The 19,128-nt window shown below is 73.0% G+C and carries 17 protein-coding genes; 10 read left to right on the forward strand and 7 right to left on the reverse strand.

Annotated features, from left to right (window positions below; translation table 11 throughout):
* Nucleotides 1–21 precede the first annotated feature (21 nt).
* The gene (locus tag JE024_RS28330; RefSeq protein ID WP_205378401.1) at nt 22–2,850 is read left to right on the forward strand and encodes a DEAD/DEAH box helicase; all 2,829 of its coding nucleotides are present in this window, start codon (nt 22–24) and stop codon (nt 2,848–2,850) included.
* A gap of 99 nt (nt 2,851–2,949) precedes the next feature.
* On the opposite strand, the gene JE024_RS28335 is transcribed toward JE024_RS28330, so the two are convergent.
* A complete protein-coding gene (locus JE024_RS28335) occupies nt 2,950–3,345 on the reverse strand; it encodes a nuclear transport factor 2 family protein (protein WP_205376816.1) in 396 nt (131 codons plus the stop codon).
* 193 nt (nt 3,346–3,538) lie between these two features.
* On the opposite strand from JE024_RS28335, the gene JE024_RS28340 reads away from it, so the two are divergent.
* The 5 genes from JE024_RS28340 (at nt 3,539) to JE024_RS28360 (ending at nt 8,952) form a co-directional block, all read left to right on the forward strand.
* Nucleotides 3,539–4,807, forward strand: coding sequence for an NAD(P)/FAD-dependent oxidoreductase (locus tag JE024_RS28340; protein WP_205376817.1), 1,269 nt, complete (start codon nt 3,539–3,541; stop codon nt 4,805–4,807).
* On the forward strand, nt 4,804–5,538 hold the full coding sequence (locus JE024_RS28345; protein ID WP_244883248.1) for a DUF1365 domain-containing protein: 735 nt from the start codon (nt 4,804–4,806) through the stop codon (nt 5,536–5,538). The genes JE024_RS28340 and JE024_RS28345 overlap by 4 nt, the downstream gene beginning before the upstream one ends.
* Nucleotides 5,535–6,800: an SAM-dependent methyltransferase gene (locus JE024_RS28350; RefSeq protein ID WP_205376818.1), complete on the forward strand. Its 1,266-nt coding sequence runs from the start codon at nt 5,535–5,537 to the stop codon at nt 6,798–6,800. The genes JE024_RS28345 and JE024_RS28350 overlap by 4 nt, the downstream gene beginning before the upstream one ends.
* Nucleotides 6,801–6,883: 83 nt before the next feature.
* Nucleotides 6,884–8,140 (forward strand): class I SAM-dependent methyltransferase, encoded by a 1,257-nt coding sequence (locus JE024_RS28355; protein WP_244883565.1) that lies wholly within the window; start codon nt 6,884–6,886, stop codon nt 8,138–8,140.
* Nucleotides 8,137–8,952 carry a DUF1295 domain-containing protein gene (locus tag JE024_RS28360; RefSeq protein WP_205376820.1) on the forward strand — a complete coding sequence of 272 codons (816 nt, stop codon included), beginning with the start codon at nt 8,137–8,139 and terminating at the stop codon, nt 8,950–8,952. The genes JE024_RS28355 and JE024_RS28360 overlap by 4 nt, the downstream gene beginning before the upstream one ends.
* A gap of 100 nt (nt 8,953–9,052) precedes the next feature.
* Here JE024_RS28360 and JE024_RS28365 read toward each other — a convergent pair whose 3' ends face one another.
* The 4 genes from JE024_RS28365 to JE024_RS28380 all read right to left on the reverse strand — a co-directional run bounded on the left by JE024_RS28365 (nt 9,053) and on the right by JE024_RS28380 (nt 11,955).
* On the reverse strand, nt 9,053–9,802 hold the full coding sequence (locus JE024_RS28365) for an anti-sigma factor (protein WP_205376821.1): 750 nt from the start codon (nt 9,800–9,802) through the stop codon (nt 9,053–9,055).
* Nucleotides 9,799–10,383, reverse strand: coding sequence for a sigma-70 family RNA polymerase sigma factor (locus JE024_RS28370; RefSeq protein ID WP_205376822.1), 585 nt, complete (start codon nt 10,381–10,383; stop codon nt 9,799–9,801). Before JE024_RS28370 ends, JE024_RS28365 begins: the two co-directional genes overlap by 4 nt.
* A 148-nt stretch (nt 10,384–10,531) precedes the next feature.
* A complete protein-coding gene (locus JE024_RS28375) occupies nt 10,532–10,999 on the reverse strand; it encodes an ABA4-like family protein (RefSeq protein ID WP_205376823.1) in 468 nt (155 codons plus the stop codon).
* Nucleotides 10,996–11,955, reverse strand: a complete 960-nt coding sequence (locus tag JE024_RS28380) for a hypothetical protein (protein WP_205376824.1) — start codon at nt 11,953–11,955, stop codon at nt 10,996–10,998. Before JE024_RS28380 ends, JE024_RS28375 begins: the two co-directional genes overlap by 4 nt.
* Nucleotides 11,956–12,059: 104 nt before the next feature.
* On the opposite strand from JE024_RS28380, the gene JE024_RS28385 reads away from it, so the two are divergent.
* Both JE024_RS28385 and JE024_RS28390 read left to right on the forward strand, forming a co-directional pair.
* Nucleotides 12,060–12,698 carry a MerR family transcriptional regulator gene (locus JE024_RS28385; protein ID WP_205376825.1) on the forward strand — a complete coding sequence of 213 codons (639 nt, stop codon included), beginning with the start codon at nt 12,060–12,062 and terminating at the stop codon, nt 12,696–12,698.
* A 13-nt stretch (nt 12,699–12,711) separates the two neighbouring features.
* Nucleotides 12,712–13,008 carry a hypothetical protein gene (locus JE024_RS28390; protein WP_205376826.1) on the forward strand — a complete coding sequence of 99 codons (297 nt, stop codon included), beginning with the start codon at nt 12,712–12,714 and terminating at the stop codon, nt 13,006–13,008.
* A 125-nt stretch (nt 13,009–13,133) separates the two neighbouring features.
* Here the strand turns inward: JE024_RS28390 and JE024_RS28395 are convergent, their stop codons facing one another.
* A complete protein-coding gene (locus JE024_RS28395; RefSeq protein ID WP_205376827.1) occupies nt 13,134–13,976 on the reverse strand; it encodes a siderophore-interacting protein in 843 nt (280 codons plus the stop codon).
* A 50-nt stretch (nt 13,977–14,026) separates the two neighbouring features.
* Nucleotides 14,027–14,929: a 5'-3' exonuclease gene (locus tag JE024_RS28400; RefSeq protein ID WP_205378403.1), complete on the reverse strand. Its 903-nt coding sequence runs from the start codon at nt 14,927–14,929 to the stop codon at nt 14,027–14,029.
* Between the two features lie 250 nt (nt 14,930–15,179).
* Here JE024_RS28400 and JE024_RS28405 point away from each other — a divergent pair, with 250 nt between their 5' ends.
* Both JE024_RS28405 and JE024_RS28410 read left to right on the forward strand, forming a co-directional pair.
* Entirely contained in the window at nt 15,180–16,346 is a 1,167-nt protein-coding gene (locus JE024_RS28405; RefSeq protein WP_205376828.1) for a quaternary amine ABC transporter ATP-binding protein, read from the forward strand.
* A complete protein-coding gene (locus JE024_RS28410; RefSeq protein ID WP_205376829.1) occupies nt 16,339–18,963 on the forward strand; it encodes an ABC transporter permease/substrate binding protein in 2,625 nt (874 codons plus the stop codon). Before JE024_RS28405 ends, JE024_RS28410 begins: the two co-directional genes overlap by 8 nt.
* Nucleotides 18,964–19,128 lie beyond the last annotated feature (165 nt).

Raw genomic sequence — 19,128 nt, forward strand, 5'->3', positions numbered from 1 at the left:
GCGGGTAGGCTCATGAACAAGATGACCGAGGATCTCTCTCCCGCCGAGCGCTATGCCGCCGCCCGCGTCCGCGCGGCGGAGGCGGCCACCGCACTGGCGCCCTTCCGCGCGATGTACGACTTCGACCTCGACCCGTTCCAGATCGAGGCGTGTCAGGCGCTGGAGGCCGGCAAGGGCGTGCTCGTCGCCGCGCCCACCGGCTCCGGCAAGACCATCGTCGGCGAGTTCGCCGTCCACCTGGCCCTCGAACAGGGCCGCAAATGCTTCTACACCACGCCCATCAAGGCCCTGTCCAACCAGAAGTACACGGACCTGGTGAAGCGCTACGGGGCCGGCAGCGTCGGCCTGCTCACCGGCGACAACAGCGTCAACGCCGACGCCCCGGTGGTCGTGATGACCACCGAGGTGCTCCGGAACATGCTCTACGCGGGCTCGCAGGCGCTGCGCGGCCTCGGCTACGTCGTGATGGACGAGGTGCACTACCTCTCCGACCGCTTCCGCGGCGCGGTGTGGGAGGAAGTGATCATCCACCTCCCCGAATCCGTGACGCTGGTGTCGCTCTCCGCGACCGTGTCGAACGCGGAGGAGTTCGGCGACTGGCTGGACACCGTCCGCGGCGACACCGAGGTGATCGTCTCCGAGGAGCGGCCCGTACCGCTGTGGCAGCACGTCATGGCCGGCCGCCGGATGTACGACCTCTTCGAGGAGAGCACCGACCACGGCGGCCGCGGCCGGACCAAGCGCGAGGTCAACCCGGACCTGGTGCGCCTGGCCCGGATGGAGAACCAGCGCGGCTACAACCCGCGCGAGCGCCGCCGCGGGAAGATGGTGCGCGAGGCCGACCGCGAGCGCGAGCGCCGCCAGCGCAGCCGGATCTGGACCCCGGGCCGGGCCGAGGTCATCGACCGGCTCGACGCCGAGGGCCTGCTGCCGGCCATCACCTTCATCTTCAGCCGCGCCGCCTGCGAGGCGGCCGTCCAGCAGTGCCTCACCGCCGGCCTGCGGCTCAACGACGAGGCCGCGCGCGCCACGGTGCGCGGGATCGTCGAGGAGCGCACCGCCTCGATCCCGACCGAGGACCTCCATGTCCTCGGGTACTACGAGTGGCTCGAAGGGCTGGAGCGCGGCATCGCCGCCCACCACGCCGGCATGCTGCCGACGTTCAAGGAGGTCGTGGAGGAGCTGTTCGTCCGCGGCCTGGTGAAGGCCGTGTTCGCCACCGAGACCCTCGCGCTCGGCATCAACATGCCCGCGCGCTCGGTGGTGCTGGAGAAGCTGGTCAAGTGGAACGGCGAGCAGCACGCGGACATCACCCCCGGCGAGTACACCCAGCTCACCGGCCGGGCCGGGCGCCGCGGCATCGACGTCGAGGGCCACGCGGTGGTGCTGTGGCAGCGCGCCATGGACCCGGGCGCCCTCGCCGGCCTGGCGGGCACCCGTACCTATCCGCTGCGCTCCAGCTTCAAGCCGTCGTACAACATGGCGGTCAACCTCGTGCACCAGTTCGGGCGGCACCGCTCGCGGGAGCTGCTGGAGACGTCGTTCGCCCAGTTCCAGGCGGACCGCTCGGTGGTCGGTATCTCCCGCCAGGTCCAGCGCAACGAGGAGGGGCTGGAGGGCTACCGCGAGGGCATGACCTGCCATCTCGGCGACTTCGAGGAGTACGCGCGGCTGCGCCGTGAGCTCAAGGACCGGGAGACCGAACTCGCCAAGCAGGGTGCCTCGCAGCGCCGGGCAGCGGCCGCCGCGTCGCTGGAGCGGCTGAAGCCGGGCGACGTGATCCACGTGCCGACGGGCAAGTTCGCCGGGCTCGCCCTGGTGCTCGACCCCGGGCTGCCCGCCGGGCGGACCAACGGCCACCGCGGCTTCGAGCACCACGACGGGCCGCGCCCCCTGGTGCTCACGGCCGAACGCCAGGTCAAGCGGCTCGCGTCGATCGACTTCCCGGTGCCCGTGGAGGCGCTGGAGCGGATGCGCATCCCCAAGTCGTTCAACGCCCGCTCGCCGCAGTCGCGCCGCGATCTGGCGTCGGCGCTGCGCACGAAGGCCGGTCACATCGTGCCCGAACGGCACCGCAAGGAGCGTGCCGCGGCGGCCGACGACCGGGAGATCGCCCGTCTGCGCACGGAGTTGCGGGCCCACCCCTGCCACGGCTGCGACGAGCGCGAGGACCATGCCCGCTGGGCCGAGCGCCACCAGCGGCTCCAGCGGGACACCCGCCAGCTGGAGCGGCGGATCGAGGGCCGCACCAACACCATCGCGCGGACCTTCGACCGGATCGTGGCCCTGCTGACGGAGATGGACTACTTCCGCGGCGAGGAGGTCACCGAGCACGGCAGGCGGCTCGCCCGGCTCTACGGCGAACTGGACCTGCTCGCCAGCGAATGCCTGCGCGACGGGGTCTGGGAGGGTCTCGGCCCCGCCGAACTGGCCGCCTGCGTCTCGGCGCTGGTCTACGAGGCGAGGCAGGCGGACGACGCCGTCGCGCCCAAGGTCCCGGGCGGCAGGGCCAAGGAGGCGCTGGGCGAGATGATCCGCATCTGGGGCCGGCTGGACGCCCTGGAGGAGGAGTTCAAGATCAACCAGGCCGAGGGGGTCGGCCAGCGCGAGCCCGACCTCGGCTTCGCCTGGGCCGCCCACCAGTGGGCGTCGGGCAAGGCGCTCGACGAGGTGCTGCGCGAGGCGGAGATGCCCGCGGGCGACTTCGTGCGCTGGTGCAAGCAGGTCATCGACGTCCTCGGCCAGGTGGCTGCCGCCGCCCCCCGGGAGAACAGCACCGTCGCCAAGAACGCCCGCAAGGCGGTCGACGGACTGCTGCGCGGCGTGGTGGCCTACAGCTCGGTGGGCTGAGCACACCCGCGACGGCACCCGTACGGGACGGCGCATCCGACGGCGCGGCACGGCCCCACGGCCGTGCCGCGCCGTCGTGCCGTGCCCCCACCGGCGCCGTCAGCTCCAGAACGCGTCCATCTCGTCGATGTCCTCCACGCACGCGTCGATGTCCGTCACCTTTCCGCCGGTGATCGTGAAGAACAGGCCCTCGCGCATCTCGATGCCCCGGTCGCCCCGGTCGGCCCGGGTGGTGTGGAAGGCCATGACATGGCCGCGGCCGTCCGCGAGGACCGCTTCCACCTGCACCTGCATGGTGCCGCCGGTCTCCTGCCCGAAGCGCTGGAACAGACCGAGGATCGCCTCGCGCCCCTTGTGGTGGCCGGACACCGGGCTGCTGCCCGGGAGGTGGTAGACGGCGTCCGCCGTCATCAGGGAGCTGAGGGTCTCCATGTCGCCCTCGCTGAACGCTACGTAGCCCCGGCGCACCAGGGCGCAGTCAGGATGCTCAGACATCGCAGGACACACCTTTCGTCCGCGTCGATCCCTTTCCTCCATCATCCGACGGGCCGCGAGGGCTGTCCACGGACCGGCGGGAGCGCGCGACGGGCGGAAGATCCGACGAATTCCGGCCCCCGGCCAATCCGGCCCGCCCCCGGCGACGAATAGCTGGCTGAGGGGCGGCGCCGAGCTGCCCGGAGGGAGCGGTATGACAGCGCAACGGCGGCGTACGGCCGTGATCGGCGGCGGGGTGGCGGGACTGACCGCGGCGTACATCCTTCAGCGCGAGCACGAGGTGACCCTCTACGAGGCGGACTCCCGGCTCGGCGGGCACGCGCACACCCACGAGGTGCCCGCGGCCGACGGACGGGCGTACCGCGTGGACTCCGGCTTCATCGTCCACAACGAGCGCACGTACCCGCTGCTGCTGCGGCTGTTCCGGGAACTCGGCGTCGCGACGCAGGAGTCGGAGATGAGCATGTCGGTGCGGTGCGAGGGCTGCGGCCTGCTCTACGCGGGCGCCCGGGGCGCGAGGGGCCTGTTCCCCCGCCCCGGCAACGCGCTGCGCGGCCGCTACCTGCGGATGCTCGCCGAGGTGCCCCGCTTCCACCGGCTCGCCCGGCGACTGCTCGACGGCCCGCACGACGACACCACCACCGTCGGCGAGTTCATCGCCCGGGCCCGCTTCTCCCCGTACTTCACCGCCCACTTCATGGCCCCGGTCGTCTCCTGCGTCTGGTCCTGCGACGCCGTCACCGCGCTGCGCTACCCCGCCCTGCACCTGTTCCGCTTCCTCGACCACCACGGCATGCTCACCGTCACCGGGTCGCCGGTGTGGCGGACGGTCACCGGCGGCTCCCGGGAGTACGTCGAACGGATCGGCAAGCAGCTCACCGCCGTCCACACCGCCACCCCCGTGCGCGCGCTGCACCGCGGCCCCGACGGCGTCGTCGTCACCACCGGCGACGGCGGGACCGCGCGCTTCGACGGCGTGGTCGTCGCCACCCACCCCGACCAGGCACTGCGCCTGCTCGCCGACCCGACCGAGCAGGAGAAGCGGGCGCTGGGGGCGTTCACCTACTCCCGCAACACCACCGTGCTGCACACCGACGGCTCCGTCCTCCCGCGGACCGCGGGCGCCCGGGCGAGCTGGAACTTCACCATGCCCGCCTGCGACGCCGGCGCCGATCAAGTCCGCGTCAGCTACGACATGAACCGCCTCCAGCGCCTCGACGCCCCCCGGGAGCACGTCGTCACCCTGGGCGGCGGCGACCGGGTGGACCCCGGCCGGGTCATCGCACGGATGGAGTACGAACACCCCGTCTTCACACCGGAGTCGGTCGCCGCGCAGCGGCTGCTGCCCGCACTGAGCGGCCCGGTCACCGCCTACGCCGGCGCCTACCACGGGTGGGGGTTCCACGAGGACGGCTGCCGCTCCGGCGTGGAGGCCGCCCGGGCCCTGGGCGTGACCTGGTGAGCACCGCCCCGGCCCTCTACCCCTGCACGGTCACCCATGTGCGCAAGACGCCGTCGGACTACGTACTGCGCCACCGCACCTACCTGTGGCTGATCGACCCCGACCGGCCGCCCCGGCTGCCCGCGCCGCTGCGCCCGTTCGCCCGCTTCGACGCCCGCGACCACTTCGGCGGCCGGAGCGCCACCGTCCGCGCCGGGCTCGCCGCCTTCCTCGCGGCCCGGGGCGTCGCGCTCGGCGACGGCCCCGTCCTGATGCTCGCCCACGCCCGGGTGCTCGGCCATGTGTTCAACCCGCTGACCCTGTACTGGTGCCACCGCGAGGACGGCAGCCCGCTCTGCGTGGTCGCCGAGGTCCACAACACCTACGGCGAGCGGCACTGCTACCTGCTCCGTCCCGACGAGGAGGACCACCGGGCCACGACCGGGAAGGAGCTGTACGTCTCGCCGTTCTTCCCCGTCGACGGCCGCTATCTGATGCGCCTGCCCGAGCCCGGTGACGCGCTGCGCCTGACGATCCATCTGGAACGCGAGGGCTCCCGGCCGTTCACCGCGACCGTCACCGGCACCCGCCGGCCGGTCACCACCGCCGGGGTGCTGCGCTGCCTGCTGCGCCATCCGCTGTCCACCCTCGCCGTGTCGGCGGCCATCCGCTTCCACGGCATCCGCCTGTACCTGCGCGGACTGCCCGTCCGCCCCCGCCCCCGTCATCAGCCCCAGGAGGGTGTCAAGTGAGCGTCCCCGTCCTTCCCGTCCCCCGGCCGGCCGGCCCCGTGGACGCGCGCCGGTGGCCGGACGTGGCCCGGCCACCGCACGTCTCCCGGGCGCGCGCCGCGGTGGCCGAACGGATCGTGCGCCGCGCGATCCGCCCCCTCCCGCTGCGGGTGCGGCTCGCGGGCGAGCGGGAACCGGCCGGAGCGGGCGGGCCCCTGATGGAGGTGCGCGACCCGCGGGCCTTCTTCGCCCGCATAGCCGCCGGCGGCACCATCGGCTTCGGCGAGTCCTACATGGCGGGCGAGTGGGACGCCCCCGACCTGGTCGGCGTGCTGAGCGCCTTCGCCGAGCACGCCGCCACCCTGGTGCCGCGGCCCCTGCAACGGCTGCGCAAGGTCTGGGCCCCGGCGCAGCCCGCCGGGCACCGCAACACCGCCGACGCCACCCGGGCCAACATCAGCCACCACTACGACCTGTCCAACGACCTCTTCGCCCTCTTCCTGGACGACACGCTCACCTACTCCTCGGCCCTCTTCCGGGGCTTCCCCGCCGAGCAGCACCTCCTCGAAGCCGCCCAGCACCGCAAGATCGACCGGCTGCTCGACCTGGCGGAGACGGGCCCGGGCACCAGGCTGCTGGAGATCGGCACCGGCTGGGGGGAGCTGGCGATCCGGGCCGCGGCCCGCGGCGCCGACGTCGTCACCGTCACGCTCTCCTCCGAGCAGCAGGAGCTGGCCGCCCGGCGGGTGCGCGACGCCGGACTGGACGACCGGGTGACGATCCTGCTGCGGGACTACCGCGCGATCACGGGCACCTACGACGCCGTCGTCAGCGTGGAGATGATCGAGGCCGTCGGCGCGGAGTTCTGGCCCGAGTACTTCACGGCCCTCGGCCGGCTGCTCGTCCCCGGCGGACACGCCGCCCTCCAGGCCATCACCATGCCGCACGACCGGATGCTGGCCTCCCGCTCCACCCACACCTGGATCCAGAAGTACATCTTCCCCGGCGGCCTGCTGCCCTCGACCGAGGCGATCGAGGAGACCGCCGGCCGGTCGGGCGGCCTCGCCGTCACGGCGCGCGACACCTTCGGGCCGCACTACGCCGAGACGCTGCGGCTGTGGCGGGAGCGGTTCACCGCGCGCGCCGAGGAGGTCGGCGCCCTCGGCTTCGACGAGACCTTCCGCCGGATGTGGACCTTCTACCTGGCCTACTCGGAAGCCGGATTCCGCTCGGGCTACCTCGATGTGCAGCAGCTCCGGCTGACGAAGGGAACGACCGCGTGAACCACCCGACCGCACCGGACACCGGCACCCGCGCGCCCGACGCCGGCACCCGCCCCGCCGGCCGGGGCACCGCGGCGCGACGGCTGCTGCCGCTGGTCGAGGAGGTGCTCGGCGGCGCCCTCCCGCTCCGGCTGCGCGCCTGGGACGGCTCCACCGCCGGCCCCGCCCACGGCCCGGTCGTCGTGATCCGCTCCCGCAGGGCGCTGCGCCGGCTGCTCTGGCAGCCGGGCGAACTCGGCCTGGCGCAGGCGTACATCACGGGCGAGATCGATGTCGAGGGCGATCTCGGGGAGGCGCTGCGCACCATGTGGACGGCCGTGCGCACCCGGGCGCTCGCCCCGCCCCGGCTCACCCTCGCCGACCGGGCCAGGGCGGCCGGCACGGCGCTGCGCCTCGGCGCGCTCGGCCCCCGGCCGCCCGCGCCCGCCGCCGAGGCCCGGCTCACCGGGGACCTCCACAGCAAGGCCCGCGACCGGGCCGCCATCAGCCACCACTACGACCTGTCGAACGACTTCTACGCGGCCCTGCTCGACCCGTCCATGGCCTACTCCTGCGCCTACTGGACCCGTGACGACCCGGAGTACGGGCTCGCCGACGCCCAGCGGGACAAGCTGGAGCTGATCTGCCGCAAGCTCGGCCTGCGCGAGGGCGCCCGGCTGCTGGACATCGGCTGCGGCTGGGGCTCCCTCACCCTCCACGCGGCCGAGCACCACGGGGCGCGCGTCACCGCGGTCACCCTGGCGGCCGCCCAGGCCCGGTACGTCCGGGAACAGGTGCGCGAGCGGGGGCTGTCGGACCGGGTCGAGGTCCTGCTCCGCGACTACCGCGACATCGACGGCGGCGGCTACGACGCGGTGTCCACCGTCGAGATGGGCGAACACGTCGGCGACGCCGAGTACCCGGCGTTCGCCGGTGTCCTGCACCGGATGGTCCGGCCCGGCGGCCGGGTGCTCGTGCAGCAGATGTCCCGGGGCGCCGACGCGCCCGGCGGCGGCGCGTTCATCGAGTCGTACATCGCGCCCGACATGCACATGCGCCCGCTCGGCGACACCGTCTCCCTGCTGGAGGGCGCCGGTCTGGAGGTGCGGTCGGCCGAGTCGCTGCGCGAGCACTACACCCGCACGGTGGCCGCCTGGCACCGCACCCTGGAGGAGCGCTGGGACGACTTCACCGCCCTCGCGGGCCACCAGACGGCCCGGGTGTGGCGGCTCTATCTGGTCGGCGGGGCCCTGGCGTTCGAGGAACGGCGGATGGGGGTCGACCAGATCCTGGCCGTCCGGCCCGGCGACGACGGCGCCTCCGGGATGCCCGCGACACCGAAGGGATGGTACGGCGGATGAACGGCTTCCCATGGGCGGACTTCGCGCAGGGGCTGGCCCTCGCCGCGGGTGCCGCGCTCGCGGTCATGCTGGTGACCTTCGCCGTCGCGCTGCGGCTGGGCGTCCACCGGATCGTGGACGTGGCCTGGGGCGTCGGCTTCGCCGCCGTCGCCGTGGCCTCGTACGCCGCGTCCGCGGGCGAGGGCGACGGCACCCGGCGGCTGCTGGTCACGGTGCTGACCTGCGTCTGGGGGCTGCGGCTCGCCGTCCACATCGGGCGGCGCGGCCGGGGGCACGGCGAGGACCCGCGCTACGAGCGGATGCTCTCCCGCGCCCCCGGCAGCCGGGCGCTGTACGCGCTGCGCATGGTCTACCTCCTCCAGGGCGCCCTGGTGTGGCTGGTCTCGCTGCCGGTGCAGGCGGCCCAGTACGTGCCCGGCCCGGCGGGGCCGCTGGTCTGGGCCGGGTGCGCGGTGTGGCTGGCCGGCTTCCTCTTCGAGGCCGTCGGCGACCACCAGCTCGCCCGGTTCAAGGCGGACCCGGCGAACAAGGGGCGCATCATGGACCGCGGGCTGTGGGCGTGGACCCGGCACCCCAACTACTTCGGCGACTTCCTGGTGTGGTGGGGGCTGTTCCTCTTCGTCTGCGACGAGCCGGCCGTCGCCGCGGTGTGCGCCGTCGGCCCGGTCGTCATGAGCTTCCTGCTGACCGCGGGAAGCGGCAAGCGCCTGCTCGAACGGCACATGGCCGAGCGCCCCGGCTTCGCCGAGTACGCGGCCCGCACCAGCGGCTTCTTCCCCCGCCCGCCGCGCGCCCGCGGCACGGGCGCCTGATCCGGCCCCGCGGCGCGGGCGGCGCCGGAGCCGTTCGGTCCGGACGAAGGGCCCGGTGCCGGGCGCCCCGCCGTCGCGGGGCGCCCGGCGCGGGCCGGGATCAGGCCGGGAACTCCATGACCGCCAGCGGTGCCGAGGTCGGCTGGGGCGATCCCCCCGCCGGTTCGAGGGTGATGCCCATCCCGGACGCGCCGTCCACCGGACCGTCCATCAGCACCGTGCCCGAGTCCTGGGACGCGTCCATCAGACCGGCGGGGCGCATCGCGTCGCCGTCGGAGAACCAGAGCTGGTACACCTTCCCGGCGGGCGGCCGGGGCATCCGGGACGCGACGAACACGGCCCGGTCGCGGGTGCGCGAGACGATCACCGTCGCCCCGGCGCCGTCCGGCAGCTTCCCCGCCGAGACCTTGGCGTCGGGGGCGGAGAGCACGGCGGAGATGTCGTCCGCCGCGCGTTCGGCGGCCCGCGCGGCGGCCCGGGCGTCCTCGGCCTCCTGGTGCTGCCAGACCGCGACCCCGCCGAGGGCGGCGGCCGCCGCCACGCAGGCGGCCAGCGCGAACCGGGAGGCGGCGAGACGCCGGCCGCCCGCCGCGCGCTGTGCCCGGCGGGCGACGAGCGGCGGCTCCTGGCGCTCGGTGGAGATCCGGGCCATGACCTCGCGCTTCATCGCGGCGGGCGCGGTGACGGAGACCGCCGACCCCAGCCGCGCCGTGGTGGCGGCGAGTTCGCGCACCTCCTGGGCACACGAGGCGCAGGAGTGCAGATGGCGCTCGAACCGGTCGCGCTCCTCCGGGGAGAGCGCGTGCAGCACGTAGGCGCCGGTCAGCAGGTGCAGCTCGTCGGTGCTCACGCGCTCACCCCCAGGCAGTCGCGCAGCCGGATGAGGCCGTCGCGCAGTCGTGTCTTGACCGTGCCGAGCGGTACGGCGAGCAGTTCGGCCACCTCGCGGTAGGCCAGCCCGCGGTAGTAGGCGAGGGTCACCGACTGCCGCTGGAGCTCGGTCAGCCCCCGCAGGCAGCGCCGCACCTGCTCGTGTTCGAGACGTGCCTCGACCTGCTCGGTGACCTCGTCGTAGGCCGGGGTCCGTTCGAGCAGCGCCGCGCGGCGCTCACGGTCGGTCGCCGCCTGGGCGGACCGCACCCGGTCGACGGCGCGGCGGTGGGCCAGGGTCATGATCCACGTCATCGCCGAGCCGCGGGCCGGCTGGTAGCGGGCGGCGGACCGCCAGACCTCGATCAGCACCTCCTGCGTCACCTCCTCCGACTGGGCCGGATCACGCAGCACGGTGCGCACGAGGCCGAGCACGGCCCCGCTCACCGAGTCGTACACCGCGGAGAAGGCGTCCTGGTCGCCTCTGGCCACCAGGACGAGCAACTGCTCCAGATCGGGCCCCGCGGCCGCGGGTCCGCCGATGCGGACGGCTTCTTTCACTCGGTGTTCCTCCACGGTGCGCACGCTCCGGACGATTCTCGACCGTTATTCGGAGCCGGACGGCGCGCGGATGGGTCGGTGCGCCGCATCGTGTCACGGACGCGCCCCCGGCCCGTCGGCGGAGGTCACCCGGGCCTCGCGGCGGAGGTCACGCACGCGCCCCCGGCCCGTCGCCCGTGGGCACCGGAGCGCGCCCGTCCCGCCGGGTGTACACGGCCCGCAGCGCGAGGAAGAGCAGCAGGCCGAACGGCGACAGCAGGATCGTGAACACCAGCAGCGGGCCCGTGACCAGCGGGTGGACCCCCAGTCGGACCGCTTCGCGGTAGATCCACTGGCCGATCAGCAGGTCCCAGGCGATGACCTGCGCCCAGACCGCCCCCGCGCCCCCGGGGAGCGCGGTCAGATCGCGGAAGGCGTCGATGTCGGGGTTGCTCACCGCCGTCCAGAGCTCGGGGAGGACGGGCAGCGCCAGGGCGGTGTACACGAGGAGCACCGGGACGACGGTCAGCGGGGAGGCCGCCACCCGTGCGGTGACCGGGTGGCGCGGGGCCAGGATCATCAGCAGCCACACCGGGGCGGCCAGCCAGAAGGAGAACGCGAAGAGGAAGCCGGTCATGCCGTCACCTCCGTGCGCCGGGCGTCCTCGGCGGACGGCGGGGCGGGCGGGCCGGCCGGCGCGGTGCGCAGCACCGCCACGACGGCCGCGGCGGTGCCCAGCGCGAGCACGGCGGCGGCCGTGAGCGTGGGCGCGTCCGGGCTCAGCAGTGCCTGGCCGCGCAGGGCCTGCCAGGTGACCAGGACGAACGCGCCGGCGTAGGCCGCCGAGGCGATCAGCACGAGCCGCAGCCGGACCTGCTCGTCCGCGAGCCGGGCGAAGCGCGACGCGAGGGCGGCGAGGACGAGCAGCACCAGCGGAAGCGCCTGGAGGGCGTGCATGCCGAAGAAGTGCGGGACGCGGAGGTCGCCGCCGGTCGTCGCCCAGCCGGTGAGCGCCATGGAGGGGCCGCCGTCCGGGACGCCGACCGCGTGCGCGCCGACGACGTCGGTGACTCCCGCCGCCAGTTGTTCCTCGGTGGGACGGGCCATCAGGAAGCCGATCGCCGCGCCCGCCAGCGCCACGACGGAGCCGCAGCGGACCGCCCACGCGGAGGCGCGGTCCGCGAGACGGGCGCGGAACAGCAGCACGGCGACGGCCAGGGCGCCCGCCCACAGGACCACCACGGACACGCCCATGGTGGTGTACAGGGCCGCGTCGAACGGCGTCTCGTTGTTGAAGTGGCTGCGCCGGCCGCGCAGGGCCTGCCCGGTGATCAGCACCATCTCCACGACGCTCGCCGCCACGACGGCGTTCCCCGCCCAGCGGCCGGTCCGCCGGAAGCGGGGGAGCAGCGACAGCATCCAGGCGAGCGAGAGGGAGTAGGCGACGAACGAGACGGAGAACTTGAACGGCTTGAACCAGACCGGCGAGCCGCCGACGGTGCGGTCGTCGACCACCAGGCCGACGGCGGTGAGGGCCGCGAGTAAGGCCATCGAAGCGGCGAAGGCCACGAGCGGCCGGTGCCAAGAGGACATGAGGAACCCCCGGTTCGTTATGGATAGTGGCGCTTACCGCTATCCGATAGCGAGACTATCTATGATGGGGAGCGTGATCGCAAGCGTGAAAGGGTGAACGCACAGTGCGCATCGGTGAGTTGAGCCGCCGGACCGGAGTGCCGGTCCCGACGGTCAAGTACTACGTCCGGGAGGGCCTGCTGCCCGCCGGCGAGCTCACGAGCCCCAACCAGGCCCACTACGGGGAGCGCCATGAACGGCGGCTGCGCCTGATCAGGGCCCTGCTCGACGTGGGGGGCCTGTCGGTGGCCGCCGTCCGGGACGTGGTCGCCGCCGTCGACGAACCGGACCGGTCGGTGCACAAGGTGCTGGGGGAGGCGACGAATCCGATCGTCCCCCGCTTTCCGCAGGGCCCCGACGACGAGGCGCTCGCGGCGGCCCGGGACCGGGTCGGCGAACTCGTGGCCGCCCGCGGATGGCGGCTCGACGGCGACCATCCGGCGGTGACGGCCCTGGCGGAGACCCTCGCGGCACTGGAGCGCGCCGGACACGGGGCGTTCGCGGAGGTCCTCGACGACTACGCGGACGCCGCCGACGGCGTGGCCGAGGCCGACTTCGACCATGTGCGCAAGCGGGTCGCACTGGACGACCTGGTGGAGAGCGTCGTGGTGGGCACGGTGATGGGCGACGCGATCTTCGCGTCCCTGCGGCGGATGGCCCAGGTCCACCGCTCCTCGCGCCTCTACGGCGACGCGGCTGACTGAGCCCGCGGGGGAGATGCCCCTCGGCGGTGAGCGGGGCTGTCTGCGGGTGGTGCTCGGCGTGCCGCTGGTGCTGCTCCACGCGGTCGCCGCGTTCTGCTGCTGGACGGCGCTGACGATCCGGCCGGGCCACCCCGGCGACGAAGGGGCCCTCGCCGGGATCGAACTGGCCTGCCTGCTGGTGTTCGTGACGGAGGCTCCGGCGCTGCTGATCACGCTCACGCCGACCGGGCGCCGCGTCCTCGGACGGTGGTGGACCGCGTTCGCGCTGCTGCTGGTCGCGACCGCGGCGATCCGGCTCGCCGTGATGTGAGGCGGGGCCCGCCCCCCGGGGGGCGGGCCCCGCCTCACGCCTCACGCCTCACGCCTCACGCCTCACGCCTCACGCCTCACGCCTCACGCCTCACGCCTCACGCCGGGCGCCTCACGCCGGGCGCCTCAGGCGGACGGCTCCTGCTCCCGCTCCACCTGCTCGTTCCACTCGCGCTTGATCGCGCGCCAGTCCTCGTCCGTCTTGCCCACGCGCCAGTAGCCGGAGATCGACAGCCGCTCCCGCGGGACCCCGTGCTCCAGGCGCAGCAGACGGCGCAGTTCCTTCACGCTGCCGGCCTCGCCGTGGACGAACGCCGACACCTCGCCCGCCGGGAAGTCCAGCGCCAGCACCGCCTCCACCAGGGCTTCGCCCGGCGCGCGGTCGCCCCGGTGGAGCCAGGTGACCTCCACGCCGTCCGGGGTGACGATCTTCTGCTCGTCCCCGGGGCCCGCGACCTCGACGAAGGCGTGCACCAGGGCGCCCGCCGGCATGCGCTCCAGTGACGCGGCGATCGCCGGCAGCGCGCTCTCGTCACCGGCCAGCAGGTGCCAGTCCGCGTCCGGCTCGGGGGCGTAGCCGCCGCCGGGGCCGAGGAAGTGCATGGACTGGCCGGCCGTCGCGCGGGCGGCCCAGGGGCCCGCGAGGCCCTCGTCGCCGTGGACGACGAAGTCGACCGCCATCTCCCGGTGCGCCGCGTCCCAGGAGCGCACGGTGTACGTCCGGTTGGTGGGCCACTGCTCGCGCGGGAACTCCTCGCGGATCCGGTCCATGTCGAACGGCTCCGGATAGCTCACGCCCTCCGGCGCGAAGAGCAGCTTCACGTAGTGGTCGGTGTACTCGCCGATCTCGAAGCCCGTCCCCGGGTCCACCGCGAGCACGACGCGCACCATGTGCGGGGTGAGCCGCTCGGTGCGCACCACGGTCGCGCTGTGGGCCTTCGGTGCCTTGCGGGCCGGACGCTCTGCCACGGTCTTCTCCCTGCGACGCTCACTTAGGTATACCTAAGTCACCCAAGCTATCACTCGAGCGCTGACAGCAGCCTGACCACCGCGCCACCGAGCCCCCAGCGCTTCGCCAGCTCCTCCAGCGCCGCCGGATCGCGCGGGGTGCGCGGCAGCGCGGGATCGAACGCCGGCAGCGGCACGTCGGACGCGACCCGGACCACCCGCGGCGCGACCGCGACGTACGCCCGGGCCTCGTCCAGCCGCTTGCGCTGCGAGGGGGTGAGCTTCGAGGTGCGGTCGTCCACCGCCGCCATGATCCCGTCGAGGTCCCCGTAGGCGTCGAGCAGCTTGGCCGCCGTCTTCTCGCCGATCCCCGGCACGCCCGGCAGGCCGTCGCTCGGGTCGCCCCTCAGCAGGGCCAGGTCGACGTATCCCGGGCCGTCCACCCCGTACCGTTCGCGCAGCCAGGCCTCGTCCGTCACCTGGAGCGTCCCGACGCCCTTGAGCGGGTAGAGCACCCGTCGGGCGCGGGCGTCGTCCACGAGCTGGAACAGGTCGCGGTCCCCGGTGACGATGTCGACCGGGCCCTCGGCGCGGGCCGTCAGCGTGCCGATGACGTCGTCCGCCTCGTAGCCGTCGGCGCCGACGCGGGCGATGCCCACCGCCGCGAGCACCTCCCGGATGACGGGCACCTGCGGGTCGAGGGTGTCGGGGGTCTCCTCGACGTCGGGGCCCTGGGGGCGCGGCTCGGCCACGCGGTGCGCCTTGTAGGACGGGATGAGGTCGACCCGCCACTGCGGCCGCCAGTCGTCGTCCCAGCAGGCGACCAGGTCGTCGGGCCGGTGGTCCTGCACCAGGCGGGCGATGAAGTCCATCAGCCCGCGCACCGCGTTCACCGGGGTGCCGTCCGGGGCGCGGACCGAGTCGGGGACGCCGAAGTAGGCGCGGAAGTACAGGGAGGCGGTGTCGAGGAGCATCAGGCGTCGCGTCACACGCACGATGATGCCGCACCCCGCCGACAGCCCGCCGCGGACCGCTCCGCGACCGCCCGCAGTGACCTGGATCACTCTTGCGTTTGCCCTTTTGGCCCCGGGGCAGGCGCGGAACCGGAGCGAATCCCGTCGCATTTTCAACCACCGTGGCGGGCCGGCGGGCGGACCCCGTCCCGCTCCACGGCCCGGCCGCGGGGGCGGCGGGCCGTTTCCCCGTTCTACGCGTGAGGTGTATGTGTCCAGGCTGCAGGCCGAGCACTTGTACAAAGTGTTCGGCAGACGACCCGATGAAGCGGTGACCAGGCTCGAAAGCGGTGCGGACCGCGACGAGCTGCGTGCCGACGGCACGACCGCCGCGGTCATCGACGCGTCGTTCACCGTCGAGCCGGGACAGATCTTCGTCGTCATGGGCCTGTCCGGATCGGGCAAGTCCACGCTCCTGCGGATGCTCAACGGACTGCTGGAGCCCACCGCAGGACGGGTGCTCTTCGACGGCGAGGACGTCACCTCCCTCAGCCCCCGCGACCTGAGGGCCGTGCGCTCCAGCCGGATCAGCATGGTCTTCCAGCACTTCGCGCTCTTCCCGCACCGCAGCGTGCTGGAGAACGCCGGCTACGGCCTGGAGGTGCAGGGCGTGCCCCGCGAGGAGCGCACCCGCCGCGCCGCCGAGGCCCTCGAACTCGTCGGACTCGCCGGCTGGGAGGACTCCTGGCCGGACGAGCTCTCCGGCGGCATGCAGCAGCGCGTCGGCCTGGCCCGCGCGCTCGCCACCGACGCCGACCTGCTGCTGATGGACGAGTCCTTCAGCGCGCTCGACCCGCTGATCCGCCGTGACATGCAGGACCAGTTGCTGGAGCTCCAGAAGCGTCTGAAGAAGACCATCGTCTTCATCACCCACGACCTCAACGAGGCGATGCGCCTCGGCGACGCGATCGCCGTGATGCGCGACGGCCGGATCGTCCAGCTCGGCACCGCCGAGGACATCCTCGTCACCCCGGCCAACGACTACGTGGCCTCCTTCACCCAGGACGTGGACCGCTCCCGGGTGCTCACGGCCGGCGCGATCATGGCCGACAAGGAGACCGCCTACGGCACCACGACCGACGGCGGCGACGAGATACGCGGCGCGGACGACGTGCTCGCCGCCGCGCCCGCCACCGTCTCCGAGGACACCCCGATCATCGAGCTGTTCACGCCCTGCGCGGGCAGCACCACCCCCGTCGCCGTCACCGACGACGAGGGTGAACTGGTCGGTGTCGTCCCGAGGACCCGGCTGCTCGCCGTGCTCGGCGAGCCGATGCCGGCACCGGCCGCACCCGCTGCGGAGATCCCCGCGCAGACCGGCACCGGGGCCGCCACGCGGACCGCCGCCGACGGCGGCAAGGCGGTGGCCAGTGCCTAGGCTCCACCTCGGGGACTGGGTCGACAGCGGTGTCGACTGGCTCCAGCGTCATCTCTCCTGGCTGTTCGACGCGATCAGCTCGCTCGTCACGGGCATGTACGACGGCATCGACGCGGTCCTCTCCGCGCCCGAGCCGCTGCTCTTCGCCGGCATCCTCGCCGTCGGCGCCTGGTGGCTGCGCGGTCTCACCGCGGGCGTCCTCGCCTTCGCCGGATTCGCGCTCATCGACTCGATCGAGCTGTGGGACGACGCCATGTCGACCCTCTCGCTGGTCCTCGTCGCCACCATCGTCACGCTGGTGATCGCCGTCCCGCTCGGCATCTGGGCCTCGCGCTCCAAGACCGTCAGCGCCGTCACCCGCCCGGTGCTGGACTTCATGCAGACCATGCCGGCCATGGTCTACCTGATCCCCGGCATCATCTTCTTCGGCGTCGGCGTCGTGCCCGGCATCATCGCCACCATCGTCTTCGCCCTGCCGCCGGGCGTCCGGATGACCGAGCTGGGCATCCGGCAGGTCGACGGCGAACTGGTCGAGGCGGCCGAGGCGTTCGGCACCACCGAGCGCAACACCCTGCTGCGGGTGCAGCTCCCGCTCGCCCTGCCCACGATCATGGCCGGCATCAACCAGGTCATCATGCTGGGCCTGTCGATGGTCGTCATCGCCGGCATGGTCGGCGGCGGCGGACTCGGCGGAGCCGTCTACCGCGCCATCGGCAACGTGGACATCGGCCTCGGCTTCGAGGCGGGCATCTCCATCGTCATCCTCGCCATGTACCTCGACCGCATCACCGGCGCCCTCGGCCGCCAGGTGTCGCCGCTCGGGCGCCGCGCGCTCGCCAAGGCGCGTGCCGCGGCCGGCGGGCTGAAGATCTGGAACCACCGGCCCCAGCCCGTCGTCGCCGTCGCCGGCATCACGGTCCTCGCGCTCGTCGCGGGCGGCATGAGCGTCTTCGGCGGCTCCAAGACCGCTACCGCCGGCGACGCCTCGGACATCGGCCAGGGCAAGAAGATCTCCGTCGGCTACATCCCCTGGGACGAGGGCATCGCCTCCACCTTCCTCTGGAAGGAGATGCTGGAGCAGCGCGGCTTCGAGGTCGACGCCAAGCAGCTGGAGGCCGGGGCGCTCTACACCGGGCTGGCCGGCGGCCAGATCGACTTCCAGACCGACTCCTGGCTGCCCGTCACCCACGCCTCCTACTGGGACAAGTACCAGGACAAGCTGGAGGACATGGGCTCCTGGTACGGCCCCACCTCGCTGGAGCTGTCCGTCCCCGCCTACATGAAGGGCATCGACTCCCTGGAGGACCTCAAGGGCAAGTCGGCGCAGTTCAAGGGCCGCATCATCGGCATCGAGCCGAGCGCCGGGATGATGGGCATCCTCAAGGACAAGGTCCTGAAGGAGTACGGCCTGGAGGGCGAGTACGAGGTCGTCGACGGCTCGACGCCCGGCATGCTCGCCGAGCTGAAGCGCGCGTACGACAAGAAGGAACCGATCGTCACCACCCTGTGGTCGCCGCACTGGGCCTACAGCTCCTACGACCTGAAGAAGCTGAAGGACCCCAAGGGCACCTGGGGCAAGGGCGACGGCGTGCACACCCTGGCGCGCAAGGGCTTCTCCGCCGAGAACCCCGAGGTCGGCAAGTGGCTCAAGGACTTCGAGATGACCGAGGAGCAGCTCACCGGTCTGGAGGCGAAGATCCAGGAGACCGGCAAGGGCAAGGAGCAGGAGGCCGTCCGAGCCTGGCTGAAGGACAACCCGGGGCTCGTCGACAAGTGGGCCCCGGTCGCGAAGTCGGGCAAGGCCGCCAAAGGAGCCGGCGACGAGCGCGACCGCGCGCTGAACGTCGCCTGGTTCCCGTGGGAGGAGGACATCGCCGCCACCTACCTCTGGAAGGCCGTCCTGGAGGAGCGCGGCTACACGATGAACCTCCAGCAGTTCGAGGTCGGCCCGATGTACACCGCCCTCGCCCGCGGCCAGATCGACGTGCAGTTCGACGGCTGGCTGCCGAGCACGCAGAAGAAGTACTGGGACAAGTACGGGAAGGACCTGACCGATCTCGGTTCCTGGTACGGGCCCACGTCACTCGAACTCGCCGTTCCGTCGTACGTCGAAGGAGTGGACTCCCTCGACGACCTGAAGGGCCGCGGTGACGAGTTCAAGGGCCGGGTCGTCGGCATCGAACCCGGCACCGAGACGATGAACATCCTCAAGAACAAGGTCCTGCCGGAGTACGGCATCGACGGGGAGTTCGAGGTCGTCGACAGCTCCACGCCCGGCATGCTCGCCGAGCTGAAGCGCGCGTACGCCAAGAAGGAACCCATCGCGGTCATGCTGTGGACCCCGCACTGGGCCTACAGCGAGTACGAGCTGACCAAGCTCGCCGACCCGAAGAAGGCCTTCGGCGAGGGCGACGAGATCCACACCGTCGCCTCCAAGGCGTTCCCGGAGCAGTACCCGCAGCTCACGAAGTGGTTCAAGGACTTCAAGCTGGACGAGAAGCAGCTCGCCGGCCTGGAGAACGAGATCCAGAAGCGCGGCACCGGGCACGAGGAGGAGGCGGTGGAGGCCTGGATGGAGAAGAACCCGGGCATCACCGACCGGCTCGCTCCGCTGTAGCGGAGGCCGCCCGGTGGTCCCCGCCACCGGCTGTGACAGGGGTGGTCCCCGCCGTGACGGCGGGGACCACCCCTTTTCCCGTCCGCCGGGCCCCGTGGGATCCCCTTGCCCGTGCGCTCGGTGAGTACGGGCGGGCGGATGCTGCGTATGGTGAGACAGGACCCA

It is taken from the genome of Streptomyces zhihengii (assembly GCF_016919245.1).
In the GTDB taxonomy this organism is placed as follows: domain Bacteria; phylum Actinomycetota; class Actinomycetes; order Streptomycetales; family Streptomycetaceae; genus Streptomyces; species Streptomyces zhihengii.